Raw genomic sequence first — 13,810 nt, 5'->3', positions numbered from 1 at the left:
CGATGGAAGAACATGCAAAACGATTACACCCTTTCAAAATCCCCTTCGAATTATGGAAATTGCTGAAAGGGAATGTATTTTTCATAATTATGCTTTATGTCCTGAACTTCGGTTCTGAAAAGATGTATATGAAGGTACTCCAAATCGGTTTTCTAGTTTATCTGATTTGGAAAGTCATTTCTGTCATCCTTAAATGGTTTACTTATAAATATCAAATAAAAGAAGGAACCATCTATATTACTTCAGGGCTTGTCTCGAAATCGTATCGAACGGTCCCGCTTCATAAAGTACAGAATGTTCAACAACGTACGACATTATTCCATAAGATTTTCCGCTTAACCTCATTAACATTCGAAACGGGGATGACTGGTGATCAGGGTACCGTGTCTTTCGAGGTGATTTCCCGAAAAGAAGCAGAACGGCTTGAGGGGGAATATTCTTCAAAACAAGAACTTTCGGTTATCGAAGTGGATATTCACGAAGAACGAATTGCGGAGAATATGGAACCATTCAATGAAAAGACGATTCATTTCACACCCACCAAACAAGACGTTCTAAAGGCTTCCTTTACATCACTCAGCTTTTTGGCTCTTATCCCGGTTGTGGCTACGTTATATAATACACTCGATGATTTTTTCAATTTGGAGAATGCAGAAGGTTTTTTTGCCAAGTTATTTGATACATGGTGGATCATAACCATCGTTCTCGTCTGTCTCATATGTGTAGCCGTTGCCTTCGGAATCGTTTCCACATTCGTTAAATATGGAAAATATGAAATTTCATCCGATCACGAGCGTATATATATCAAGAAAGGTGTACTGGACGAATCTGCTTTTTCCATTCAGAAAGAAAAAGTACAAGCTGTCGAAATCACCCAATCAATCATTAAAAGATTGCTAGGATTGGCAGAAGTGAAACTGATTAGCGCAGGAAGTACAGGTGATGAAGAACTGGAAACGAATACTCTCTATCCTTTTTTATCCGTTGAACGGGCATATGGGATGGTAGAAGAGATTTTACCCGCTTACAAAGTGGAACGGTCAATGGAGTCGTTATCGAAGCAGGCCTTCAAAATCCGAATGCTGCGGCCAAGCTTTTTCTGGATTCTCACAACAGTGGCAATCTATTATTTCAAACCCTCCCTATGGTATATATCACTTATCCTACTCGTTCTCATTTATACATTGAGAATAATGGATTACAATAATAGCCGTTACTTGTTAAATGATGAGTTCATTCAGTTTAAATCCGGAAGTTTGGAAACATCACTATTCATTACCAAAAGAAGTAAGGTCATTCAAATTGAGGTGGAACGTTCGAAGCTGCAAAGGTTTTTCGGGCTTGCCTCAATTGAAACGATCAACCGCTCCAAGCCTGTACACCATACAAAGCTCCAAGATGTATCCGTTGAATATGCTGACGAATTTTACACATGGTATACGGGCAGGACAAAAAATATCCAAGTCGAATAAGATTCAATGTTTGGAGAGTTGACTATTGCAGTCAGCTTTTTTTTCATCCTTTTCCACTCCCTTCCCATCTTCGCACTTCACGACAAAATTAATATTGGAATTTTCTAACTTGTCACTTCAAAAAAGCGAAAGAAGACCGAAATATCAAATAGAAGCCAAAATTAATTAGAGGTTTATAAGAAGGGGGATTGTCCATATGAGAAGACTGACAGACTGGTATTTTAATTCGCTAAAAAAACAAATATTGATTCCCTTTTTAGCTTTGATCATGATAAGCGGAATGGCCATCTCCTACATGAGCTATAAAAATAGCATCGATTTGACGACCCAGGAACTTACCGGAACGACTGAAGAACAAGTCAAGTCAATGAACGATTCTTTCGAAATCTTCTTTCAAAAAACGGAAAATCAATTGGATAGGATCGGCAAATATCCAATCATGAGTACTTATGATAAGAACCTCGAATCCATAATGGATGAATTTTCTTATACACAATCCAGCAACTCTGAAATAAATGGTATATATCTCGGCACTGAGAAGGATGGAAAAGCATTTATATTCCCAAATACTGAATTGCCGGCTGACTACGATCCAAGACAAAGGGATTGGTATCAATCCGCATTGAAACAAAAAAACAAGACCATTTGGACGGAACCTTATACCGATCAGGCTACGAATGAACTTGTCATTACGGCAGCAAAAGCCTTATATGATGGTAATGAATTAATAGGCGTGCTTGGTGTCGACATCTCGATCGATACTTTGGTCACGATGGTTAATCAAACGAAATTCGGCGAAACGGGCTATACGGTTTTGCTGGATAAGAACGGGTCATTCGTTACGCATCCAGACAAGAAAAAAATTCAACAGGATATATCAAAGGAAAATATTTTCAAAAAAATGAAAAGTGAATCCGGATCAATGATCGAGGAATATGACGGGCAAAGCCGACTCATCGGATACGCTACCAATCCAAACACGGGATGGAGAATAGCAGGGCTAATGGATGAACATGAAGTGCTCGTCCGTGCAAGCCCGATGATATTCGATAATATCATCACACTGTTGATTGTCTTTACTGTGACTGCACTATCTGCCATCTTCATCACCCGTTCTTTAACGACTCCCATTAAAAAGCTGCAGGAATCCATACGGAAAATGGCTGACGGCGATTTCACATCCAAGAATTTCATTTCCAGGAAAGATGAGATTGGGCAGCTTGCAGAAGACACTAACTTAATGACCAGAAATATGAGCCATATGCTAGGGCAGGTCAACAACCTTTCCGATAAAGTATCAGATTCCTCCATGACGTTAGTGGCTAGTGCAGATGAGAATTCAGCTGCAGCTAACGAGGTGGCCATGACGATGGAACAAATAGCGGCCGGTGCCATCGACCAAATCGAAGTCGGGCAGAATAACGAAATCGCTGTAAAGCTATTGGCTGACAAAATCAATGATCTTGAAGCGCAAACGAGCAAAATGGCCACGGAATCCGAAAATATGTTCAAGGCTTCCGAAAACGGAATAACTCAAATGCAAGGCCTAAAACAGCAATTCAATGAAACGTCCCTGATATCCAGTAAGATGAGTACGGCAGTCAAATCTTTGGATGCACGGTCCAAAGATATTAGTGCAATCGTAAAGACCATAAGCGGAATTGCCGGACAGACTAATTTACTCGCCCTGAATGCTGCCATCGAAGCGGCCAGGGCTGGCGAGCACGGAAAAGGGTTTGCAGTTGTTGCCGATGAAGTGAAGAAATTGGCCGCGCAGACGGAAAACTCCCTGAAAGAAATCTCTGAAATCATTCAAGCCATGCAAAGCGACACAACCAATACCGTTCATTTGATTGACCAAGTCAATCAAAAAATCCACCATCAGGATACTTCTGTAACGGATACGGAAAATGCCTTCAGTCACATTGCGTCGATTATCGCGAACACATTCAGCAATTTTGATGAAATAAAAAAGATGATGAACGATATGGTATCGGAGGTCACACGGATGGCGAGTAACGCAGAACAATTAAACTCGATCAGTCAGGAAACTGCGGCAGGAACAGAAGAAGTATCTGCATCCGTAGAACAAACGAATGCTTCCATGGAACAATTGAATGCCTTAGCTAGTGAATTGGATGCCTTATCCCAGGAAATGCATAAAGAAATACGGAAATTCACATTCTAATCAAAAAAAGGACGGATCCTAAGGGATCCGTCCTTTTTAAACTTACGATTTATAGAGGTCGTCTACTGTTCGTTAGCGTTTCGTCTGTTTCAGTAATTCCTGAGTAAGAAGAATTGGATTTACTCGCATTCGAATCGACTAACACTAGCAGCTTGCCACTCTTTACATCCGCTTCATAACGATTCGCCTCTTCTTCAGGTATGCCCATACCGATTAAGGTACCGGCCAATCCGCCTGTACCAGCACCTACAGCCGCCCCGGCTAATGTTGCAGCAAGCGGTCCAGCTGCCAGTACTGGTCCGATTCCCGGAATCGCCAACGCACCTACACCTGCTAATAATCCGGCAGCACCTCCCAAAATACCTCCGGTCGCTGCACCAGCTGCAAGCCCCTCTTCAACTTTTGTACCCGTTTCTTCATTCACTGACTTTAATTCTTCTTTATCTTTAGCTACCACTGAAATATCTTCACGATTATATCCTTGAGCCTGTAATGACTCAACAGCCTTAATTGCTTCTTCTCCAGTTTCATATACACCAATTATACGCTTATCCATATCTATCATCCTCCTTAAAGAATGTAAATTGTCGCTCCCCCTTTACATACCCCTGGGAATGAAAGGGCTAAACGTTATTTAACAGGAAAATATTTTTGAGTTAACCCTTACTAAGAAAGGGTATATATAATAATAGTATGCATATTTTTAGGAGGTTTTCTTTTTGCTTATCGAGTTACTTAAAGATTTAGTATCTATCGAAAGTTCATCGAAAGAAGGAGCTAACCAAGCAGTTGAGTACTGTGCGAACTGGCTAAAAAATCAGGGACTTACCGTGAATGTGATCGTTAATAACGGTTATAAAATGCTTGTTAGCGAAATTGGCAGCGGAGATAAGACCGTCATTTGGAATGGCCATGTCGATGTTGTCAGCGGGACGCCGGATCAATTTTTCCCTGAGGTTCATGAAGGAAATTTATATGGACGCGGGACAGCCGACATGAAAGCTGGGGTTGCAGGGATGATGTGTGCATTTAACGAACTGAAGGATAAGGACTTAGGTTTGAAAATCCAGCTGCAGATTGTATCAGATGAAGAAACTGGTGGGTTGAACTGTTCTGGATATTTAGCGAAACATGGTTATAGAGGGGATTTTGTAATCTGTGCTGAACCGACGCAATTGGGGATCGGACTTCAGGCAAAGGGTGCCCTTCGCCTCGATATTGAAGTATCCGGCAAATCCGCACACGGAAGCCGACCATGGGAAGGGGTGAATGCAATCGAAAAGGCATATGATCTCTATCGAAAAATAAAGGAACTTCCTTTCACCCGGGATCATACTCCCCTTTACTCTTCCCCTTCACTTAACCTAGCAAAAATAAAAGGCGGGGATGTCTATAATAAGGTACCGGATGCCTGTTTGCTCAGTCTTGATATCCGCTATCTCCCTACACAAACAATGGAAGATATCATTGCACAGATCGAAAGTGTGACAGGAAAGAATATCCACCTTAATATGTACAGTAAACCTGTAAAAACAGAAGAGTCAGACCCATTCATAACATTGCTTCGTCCAATTATCGAAAAGAACACCAATCGGGATGCAGTCATTTTTGGACAACACGGCTCCGCAGATACCGTCTTTTTTGCTGCATATGATATCCCAGCCATTGAATTCGGACCAAAAGGCGAGAACTGGCATGGAGATAGGGAATGCGTTAATCTTGAATCTGTAGCAGTATATCAAAAAATGCTAGTCGATTTCGCTTCTGAATTTGTTTTATCGTAATCCATTTCATGAAAAAAGCCGACATTACATAAATGCCGGCTTTTTTCATGTTCTAAATATCCTCTCCTACTAAAATATACAGCGCTTAATTGTCTATTATTGCGTTTGTTTTTTTACAAAATATACAGGACTATAAAACTAAATATTACATATCCATATTCTTTATAAATAAACAGAATATTCAATTATATCAACACTTTTAAACAATAAAACGCTTATACTGACATAATAAATAATATATTTACATTTAACAGATAAGTACTTTTGTCCTAGTTTATATTACATTTATTTTTCAAAGGAAACCATTTTGTAACACAATTACTATTCCACCGAAACATTATTGTCACATAGACCTGTTATTCTAAGTCTACGATTTAAAACAAAGGAGACTATTCATTTTGAAAAAAATACTACTTCCACTATTCACTGCTTTCTTTTTGGTATTTAGTTTTTCCGGAGTTTCATCGGCTGCTACTACTACATACAAAGTTAAAAGCGGCGACACACTATGGGGTATCGCCAATAAACATAATATAACAGTCAATCAACTCAAAAGTTGGAACAACCTGAAAAAAGATAACATCCATCCAAAACAAGTTTTAAAGGTCAAGAAAACATCGACCTCCGCTAAACCTAAAGCTAAAACATCATCATCATCATCAAAATATAAAACGATCACGGTGAAGGCAACAGCTTACACAGCGAACTGCAAAGGTTGCAGCGGTATTACAGCATCGGGTCTTAACTTAAAGAAAAACCCTAACGTAAAAGCCATCTCAGTCGACCCTAAGGTCATTCCACTTGGAACGAAAGTTCATGTAGAAGGATACGGGGATGCCATTGCGGCAGATAAAGGCGGCGCAATCAAAGGGAATAAAATTGACGTCTTTTACTCTTCACACTCAAAAGCTACCAATTGGGGCAGAAAGACTGTTAAAGTTAAAATCTATAAATAATGAATAATAAGCACCAGCCTGAAACCTTTCAGGCTGGTCTTTTGTTTTTCCCCCATTCTTACACACTCCTAAACATCAAGTTTACTTAAAACGATAACCGTTTACTGAAAATTCCGCCAATGTTATGATTAGTATATCTTAATCAAAAGAGAGGTGTGCACTTTGAATATTGTCATTATAGGGGCCGGGGCACTCGGCTCCTACTTTGGAGGCAGGTTGCAACAGGCCGGGCAGGATGTTCAATACCTTGTCCGAAAAAACCGTGCCAAACAATTGAAAGAAAACGGGATCAGCATAACCAGCCCACATGGAAACTACCAATTTAACGAACTTCATATCACAGAGAATGTAAATGATATAGAAAAGGTCGACCTCGTGATTCTCGCCGTAAAAGGACAGCATCTGCAAGGCACCCTTACAGATTTAAAGGTCCTTGTTGAAAAGGGCGCAAAGGTCCTCCCGCTTTTGAATGGATTGGAACATTTATCCATATTACAGGACGAACTGGGCGATGAAGCCGTATTGGGAGGAAGCGCCTTCATCATTGCCACCCTTGATGAAAAAGGTCATGTCATTCACTCCAATGATAATCACGATTTAATTTATGGCCCGCTCCATCCTTCACAAAAAAAGATTTGTGATGATTTCGAACAAGCGGCCGGATTAGCTATCATGAAGGTAAGCAGAACGGAGAACATATTGATCAGGATGTGGATCAAATATATGTTCATCACCGCTTTTTCCGGTGTGACAACAGCCTCCAACCTCCCTATCGGCACGATACGGAAATTCCCGGAAACCAATGGATTGCTAGAAAAGGTCCTTGTTGAAATGAAGGAGCTTGCAAATGCTTATGACGTCGGAATTACTGTGGAGAATATTGCTCAGGCGTTGGAAAACATGGCAGGTTTACCTGATGAATCCACCTCTTCCATGCACCAAGACCGCCGGAAGGGACTAACCCTCGAAGTGGAGCATTTACAGGGCGGTGCGCTGCGCCTTGCCGACAGGGTTGGTTTGAAACTTCCTGTGATCGGAACCCTATATGCACTCATAAAACCATTTGAAAATTGATTTTCCCCAATACCGGCTCTCCGCCGGTATTTTTTATTGCAGTTTAGCAGTCTATCTATATCATAGTAGTAACTTTTGATTCCTCTTCCACCCTTCAGTTATTAGAAATTCTCAAAGACCAAAAAGAACAAAAAGAAAACAATATCACCAAAAGAATATTCTGATTCTTTCTTCTGTTACACTATTATCAAGTTAAGAAAGCGCTATCATATAACAAAGGAGAATGCCCCTTGAAAATATTAAAAAATCTAACAGTTCAGGTCATCATCGGTATCATTCTGGGTATAACAGTCGGTTTCTTCTTCCCTGCTTTCGGTGAACAACTGAAGATATTGGCAGATTTATTTATTAAAATGATTAAAATGGTCATTGCACCAATTATCTTCTTAACCGTCGTAATCGGAATTGGCGGTATGGGCGATATGAAAAAGGTTGGCCGCATCGGCGGAAAGGCCCTGCTCTATTTTGAAATCGTTACCACTTTCGCACTTGCAATCGGAATCATCGTAGTCAATCTGTTGGGACCTGGTAAAGGTTTTAACATCGATTCAGTCGAAGGCGGAGATGTATCACAATATACAACAGCCGCTTCCGAAACGGAACATGGCGCAGTTGCCTTCATTTCGAATATCATTCCTGATAATGCCGTTGCCGCACTGGCTGGCGGAGACTTACTCCCCATTTTATTCTTTGCCGTATTATTCGGATTATCAATGGCAGCAATAGGACCGAAAGTGCAGCCAGTCGTTTCTTTCTTTCAGCATATTGCCGATATTTTCTTCGGCATCGTCGGCATGATCATGAAAGTATCTCCATTGGCGGCATTTGGGGCAATGGCTTATACAATCGGTAAGTTTGGTCTTGGCTCTTTAAGTTCGTTAGGACAATTGATGGGTAGCGTATATATCACAATGGCTCTATTCATCTTCCTTGTCCTTGGTACGATCGCAAAAATCTACGGCTTTAATATTTTTAAATTCATCGCTTATATAAAAGAGGAAATCCTATTAGTATTAGGTACATCTTCATCGGAATCCGCTCTACCAAGCGTAATGAAAAAACTAGAAAAATACGGTTGCTCAAAATCGGTAGTCGGTTTGGTTGTCCCAACTGGTTATTCTTTCAACCTTGATGGCACATCCATCTACTTATCCATGGCAGCGATTTTCATTGCCCAAGCCTATGGTGTCGATCTAAGCATCTGGCAGGAATTGACCCTTCTGGGGATCTTGATGTTAACATCCAAAGGCGCTGCCGGTGTGACGGGGTCCGGTTTCATTACACTTGCTGCCACATTAGCTGCCTTCCCAATGATTCCAGTTGAAGGAATGGCACTACTGCTGGGAGTAGACCGCTTCATGTCTGAAGCACGTGCAATCACTAATCTAATTGGTAACAGTGTTGCTACAGTGGTCATTTCTAAATCCGAAGGTGAATTCAATCCAAATCAAGCCATCTCGGGTGATATGGGTGAAGTGGCCGTCTCATCGGAAAAATAATCGAACCTTAAATGAAGAGGTGTGCAACTTGCACCTCTTTTTTTATTTTTTCCCTCCTCATCTTTCAATGAATCTCCGGGTTTCAAAAAATAGCCAGTCAAATAAATTTCAGAATCACCGAAAAGTGTTTATACTTTTATGTAACAGGTAAAAGTATAAAGTTTAGTAGTTTGATGGATTTAACCAAATTAGGAGGTTTTATCATGAAAGATTACGGATTATTTATTAACGGTGAGTGGTCGGATTATGGATTGGATAAAATTGAAGTGAAAAACCCGGCAACGGATGAAATAGTTGCAACCGTTCCTAAAGGCGGTGCAACTGAAGCAGCAAAGGCAGCAGATGCTGCTTATGAGGCCTTCACGGATTGGGCAGCACTCTCAGTCTACGAACGTGCTGAACTAATTTGGAAATGGCATCGATTGATTGATGATAATAAAGAAGAACTAGCCAAAATCATGACTGAAGAACAAGGCAAGCCCTTTAAAGAGGCTCTTGGTGAAATGACATATGCAAATGGCTTTTTATCTTGGTTTGCCGAAGAAGGAAAACGGGTGTACGGAGAAACGATTCCCGCTTCCGTGTCCAATAAGCGGCTTTTCGTGACTAAACAGCCTGTCGGAGTTGTAGCTGTCATTACGCCTTGGAACTTTCCAGCAGCCATGATTACTAGAAAAGTGGCACCAGCCCTTGCCGTCGGCTGTACAGTCGTCATTAAACCCGCAAACCTGACTCCCATAACAGCGCTAAAAATGGCTGAATTAGCGGAAGAAGCTGGCATTCCGAAAGGAGTCATCAATGTCGTGACAGGAAAATCATCAGAAATCGGTGAAACTTGGCTTCAGGATACAAGGGTCCGTAAATTGACGTTCACCGGTTCTACAGAAGTCGGTAAAACCCTAATGAGGGGCTCAGCTGACACGGTTAAGAAAATTTCTCTTGAACTCGGAGGTCACGCACCCGCAATCGTTCTTGAAGATGCCGACCTTAATAAAGCGGTTGATGGCATCATCAGTTCAAAATTCCGTAACGCTGGACAAACATGCGTCTGTTCAAATCGCATATATGTCCACGAAACCATTCAAGAAGCCTTTATCGAAAAGCTCGTAGCCAAGGTCAAAGAACTAAAAGTAGGAAACGGAATGGAAGATGGCGTCGATATCGGTCCGCTTATAGATCAAGATGCAGTGGATAAAGTTCAAAAACAAATTGATGAAGCAATTAGCAGCGGAGCTAAGCTCGAAGCTGGCGGAAAATCGCTCGGCGGCCTTTTTCTTGAACCAACCGTACTGTCCAACATTGACGACAGCATGCTCTGCATGAAGGAAGAAACATTTGGTCCACTAGCTCCAATTGCCTCATTTAAGACTGATGAAGAGGCAATCAAAAGGGCAAATGACTCCATCTTTGGTTTGGCAGCTTACGTCTTCACTGAAAATATCACCAAAGGCATCAAATTCACCGAGGCACTTGAATTCGGTATTGTAGGCTTGAACGACGGGCTTCCTTCCGTGCCACAAGCTCCATTTGGCGGATTCAAGCAAAGCGGGCTTGGCCGTGAAGGCGGACACCAAGGCATCGAAGAATTCCTGGAAGTTAAATATATTTCCTTGGGTTTGTAATCTATTTATTTGCTTTCGTTCCATAACTTAAGAAAACGGGCCCGACTCTAATGAGTCGGGCCCGTTTTTTCATTCCAATATATCTTCTTCAAGCTTTTCCTCTTTCCGGATCCTGATGAATTTTACGATATTCAATACAATCGTTTTAACAACGGAATAAGTTGGAACGGCCAAAATCATACCGATGATACCGGCAATGTTTCCCGCGACGAGCAATAGGATGATGATTGTAAGCGGATGTGTGTTCAATTTTTTCCCGATGACTAACGGTGAAATGAAATTACCATCAAGTTGCTGGATGACCGTTACAACAAGAATGACCAATAGCGCTTCGGTCGGTGAATGAATCAATGCCACAATGACCGCAGGAGCCGCTCCGATAAACGGGCCTACATATGGAATGATATTGGTCACAGCACCAATCAGCGCAAATAAGAACGCGTAAGGCAAACCAATGATTAGATATCCGATGAACGTTCCAATCCCGACAAACATACAAACAAGCATCTGTCCTTGTATGTATGTAGTAAGCGTCCCACCAGTTTCCTGAAGTACTGTCAAAGCTGGTTTTCTATAGCGAACCGGTACGAATTTCATGATGGCGCTCGGTAGCTTATCCCCATCCTTCAACATATAGAATAGGATGAAAGGAACCGTTACGACCACTAATGTAATATTCGTCACTACGCTGAAAACAGAAGATAAACTGTTCGTTATATTACTAGGTAAATCAGTCAAATATTTCTGAAGCGAGTCTCCCACTTCTTTCAAGGAAACATAATCTTGTTCCATGGTCCACAAAAACCATTTTGACTCAGCTGAATCTTCAATGAACTTCCTTACTTGATTGAAATAATCAGGGAGGTTATTGAGTAAATCCGTAACCTGTTTTGAAAGTGACGGGCCTACCAGACCGACCAACAAACTAATCAATCCCAGGAAAAACACATAAAGCAGTAATATCGCCAATCCCCTTGGTACTTTTCTTTTTACCAGGAAATCAACAGTGGGGTTGAACAAAAAGTAGAGAAAACCTGAAATCAAGATCGGAAAGAACAATGTAGATGTAAAAATAACTATTGGTTCAAAAAGAAAAGAAATCTTTGTACCAACATAAAAAAGTAAAGACAATAGTAATAACTCTAACGTCCAAAAATGCAGTTTTGTCTTGAACAAATTATCTCCTCCACTATAACCATTCTATTTAACTCCCCATTTCTAAGGAAACAACATCTTAAATACGAAAAATCCTATGTATAATAATCTTTCATTGTTAGCAGTTTACCATATTTCTATAACTTGAATGAATAATTATATACAAAAACAATAAAAAACCCTAATGATACAGTTCCCTATCTTTTTGATGGTTAAGCTTCATTTTACACTTTAAATCAGTTATGTGTTGAAGGAAAAAGAACAAATTGGAAACATCATACAAATTACTTAGAAGAATAATCCACTTCCCTTTCAATATTCCATTCGAGTGACGAAAGTTTCATTAGTTTCCACCCAGACATCAAAAGGGGCATAGTGCAAGGCGAACACAAATAAAAAAACCCCGCTGAAGGGCGGGGTTTTGTCTCTTATTTTTGATCTTGAAGCACTGTTTCAAGCATCGTACCGTTTTTAGCCAGGTTTGTATGCCATGAGAATGCTTTTTCAAGAATATGTGGAGTTTGATGTCCTCCAGTTTGCGCGACAGCTTCAGTGAAATATGCACGAAGCTGTGGACGGTAGTCAGGATGTGCACAGTTTTCGATGATTAGCTCTACGCGCTCTTTTGGTGCCAAACCACGTAAATCAGCAATCCCTTGCTCTGTCACTAATACATCCACATCATGTTCAGTATGATCCACATGAGAAACGAAAGGAACGATACTGGAAATGTTGCCGCCTTTTGCATATGATTTCGTAACGAAAATGCCTAGGCGTGAATTACGGGCAAAATCTCCTGATCCACCGATTCCATTCATCATTCTTGTCCCAGAAACATGTGTCGAGTTTACGTTACCGTAGATATCGCACTCTAACGCTGTATTGATTGAAATCAAACCAAGACGACGGATGATTTCAGGATGGTTAGATATTTCTTGTGGACGAAGAACTAGTTTATCACGGTATTTATCAAGCTCACCGTATACTTGTTTTCCTTTTTCTTCAGCTAATGTAATCGAACACCCTGAAGCGAATTTAACTTTTCCAGCATCGATTAAATCGAATACAGCATCTTGCAGTACTTCTGAATACACTTCCAATTCTTTAAATTCAGAATCAAGAAAGCCAGCGAATACTGCATTTGCCACGGAACCTACACCTGACTGAAGCGGAGCAAGGCTTTCAGTTAAACGGCCAGCCTTGATTTCTCCACGAAGGAAGTTTATGAGGTGGTTAGCGATCGTTGCAGTTTCTGCATCCGGCGGCACGATTGTAGAAGGTGCATCAAGATCTGTAGAAACGACAATCCCCATTACTTTTTCAGGGTCAACCGGAATTCCAATCGATCCCAGGCGATCGCTTACGCTAGTCATAGGAATCGGTTCGCGTTCCCCTTGTTTAGCTGGTGTATATATATCATGCATCCCTTCCAATCCTTCTGGATGGGACACGTTCATTTCAATGATTACATGTTTAGCTTCTTGAACGAATATGGCTGAGTTACCTACAGAAGTTGTCGGGATGATTAATCCTTCTTCCGTAATCGCCAATGCTTCGATGATAGCAATATCTATAGGTCCGACAATGCCTTGACGAACTTGTTCAGCTGTATGAGATAAATGCTGATCCACATAAGTGACTTCATCAGCATTGATTTTATTGCGAATGCCTTTATCCGCTTGGAACGGCAAACGTTTGTTTATGATACCGGCTTCCGCCATATGTTGGTCGACTTCCGGTCCTAATGAAGCACCAGTATAAACGTCAACTTTGAATTTTTCAGTTTTAGCCCTTTCAACTAGAGCCATCGGAATGACCTTAGCATCACCAGCACGGGTAAATCCACTCATACCGAGTTTCATCCCATCTTTAATCCAGGAAGCTGCTTCTTCCGCTGTAACTACTTTCCCCTTAAATTGTTCGTTGCGAATTTTTTTGAAAACGCTTTCGTTCATACAAAAGACCCCCATTTTCGCTTTTCTTACACTTAATTTTACCAATCCTGTGTAATTGTCACATTCATTTTCGAATGAAAAGCCTTAAATAGAGCATAAACCAGC

10 protein-coding genes are annotated in these 13,810 nt (G+C 40.9%); 7 read left to right on the top strand and 3 right to left on the bottom strand.

The window, feature by feature from the left end:
- Positions 1 to 2: 2 nt before the first annotated feature.
- Positions 3 to 1,472, top strand: coding sequence for a PH domain-containing protein (locus ACDZ29_RS13400; RefSeq protein ID WP_375091017.1), 1,470 nt, complete (start codon positions 3 to 5; stop codon positions 1,470 to 1,472).
- Positions 1,473 to 1,668: 196 nt separating this feature from the next.
- Positions 1,669 to 3,660: a methyl-accepting chemotaxis protein gene (locus ACDZ29_RS13395; RefSeq protein ID WP_375091016.1), complete on the top strand. Its 1,992-nt coding sequence runs from the start codon at positions 1,669 to 1,671 to the stop codon at positions 3,658 to 3,660.
- A 49-nt stretch (positions 3,661 to 3,709) separates the two neighbouring features.
- On the opposite strand, the gene ACDZ29_RS13390 is transcribed toward ACDZ29_RS13395, so the two are convergent.
- Complete coding sequence (locus ACDZ29_RS13390) at positions 3,710 to 4,216, bottom strand: general stress protein (RefSeq protein ID WP_370013771.1); 507 nt, start codon at positions 4,214 to 4,216, stop codon at positions 3,710 to 3,712.
- Positions 4,217 to 4,379: 163 nt separating this feature from the next.
- Between ACDZ29_RS13390 and ACDZ29_RS13385 the strand changes: the two genes are divergently transcribed.
- The 5 genes from ACDZ29_RS13385 (at position 4,380) to ACDZ29_RS13365 (ending at position 10,595) form a co-directional block, all read left to right on the top strand.
- Positions 4,380 to 5,444 carry a M20 family metallopeptidase gene (locus tag ACDZ29_RS13385; RefSeq protein ID WP_375091015.1) on the top strand — a complete coding sequence of 355 codons (1,065 nt, stop codon included), beginning with the start codon at positions 4,380 to 4,382 and terminating at the stop codon, positions 5,442 to 5,444.
- A 398-nt stretch (positions 5,445 to 5,842) separates the two neighbouring features.
- Positions 5,843 to 6,400 carry a 3D domain-containing protein gene (locus tag ACDZ29_RS13380; RefSeq protein ID WP_289323572.1) on the top strand — a complete coding sequence of 186 codons (558 nt, stop codon included), beginning with the start codon at positions 5,843 to 5,845 and terminating at the stop codon, positions 6,398 to 6,400.
- Positions 6,401 to 6,553: 153 nt separating this feature from the next.
- The gene (locus ACDZ29_RS13375) at positions 6,554 to 7,474 is read left to right on the top strand and encodes a ketopantoate reductase family protein (RefSeq protein WP_375091014.1); all 921 of its coding nucleotides are present in this window, start codon (positions 6,554 to 6,556) and stop codon (positions 7,472 to 7,474) included.
- A 230-nt stretch (positions 7,475 to 7,704) separates the two neighbouring features.
- A complete protein-coding gene (locus ACDZ29_RS13370) occupies positions 7,705 to 8,973 on the top strand; it encodes a dicarboxylate/amino acid:cation symporter (RefSeq protein WP_289318126.1) in 1,269 nt (422 codons plus the stop codon).
- Between the two features lie 203 nt (positions 8,974 to 9,176).
- Entirely contained in the window at positions 9,177 to 10,595 is a 1,419-nt protein-coding gene (locus ACDZ29_RS13365; protein ID WP_375091013.1) for an NAD-dependent succinate-semialdehyde dehydrogenase, read from the top strand.
- 69 nt (positions 10,596 to 10,664) lie between these two features.
- Here the strand turns inward: ACDZ29_RS13365 and ACDZ29_RS13360 are convergent, their stop codons facing one another.
- Together ACDZ29_RS13360 and ACDZ29_RS13355 are read right to left on the bottom strand one after the other, a co-directional pair.
- A complete protein-coding gene (locus ACDZ29_RS13360) occupies positions 10,665 to 11,771 on the bottom strand; it encodes an AI-2E family transporter (RefSeq protein ID WP_289323569.1) in 1,107 nt (368 codons plus the stop codon).
- Between the two features lie 407 nt (positions 11,772 to 12,178).
- Complete coding sequence (locus ACDZ29_RS13355) at positions 12,179 to 13,705, bottom strand: acetyl-CoA hydrolase/transferase family protein (protein WP_289318129.1); 1,527 nt, start codon at positions 13,703 to 13,705, stop codon at positions 12,179 to 12,181.
- Positions 13,706 to 13,810 lie beyond the last annotated feature (105 nt).

This window comes from Peribacillus sp. RS7, from assembly GCF_041956845.1.
Classification (GTDB): domain Bacteria; phylum Bacillota; class Bacilli; order Bacillales; family DSM-1321; genus Peribacillus.
This window is presented reverse-complemented; position numbering and strand designations above follow the sequence as displayed.

Bases quoted from the DNA above. Each gene is read 5' to 3' on its own strand.
- ACDZ29_RS13400 (WP_375091017.1), top strand. From the start codon at position 3: ATGGAAGAACATGCAAAACGATTACACCCTTTCAAAATCCCCTTCGAA.
- ACDZ29_RS13395 (WP_375091016.1), top strand. From the start codon at position 1,669: ATGAGAAGACTGACAGACTGGTATTTTAATTCGCTAAAAAAACAAATA.
- ACDZ29_RS13390 (WP_370013771.1), bottom strand. From the start codon at position 4,216: ATGGATAAGCGTATAATTGGTGTATATGAAACTGGAGAAGAAGCAATT.
- ACDZ29_RS13365 (WP_375091013.1), top strand. From the start codon at position 9,177: ATGAAAGATTACGGATTATTTATTAACGGTGAGTGGTCGGATTATGGA.
- ACDZ29_RS13355 (WP_289318129.1), bottom strand. From the start codon at position 13,705: ATGAACGAAAGCGTTTTCAAAAAAATTCGCAACGAACAATTTAAGGGG.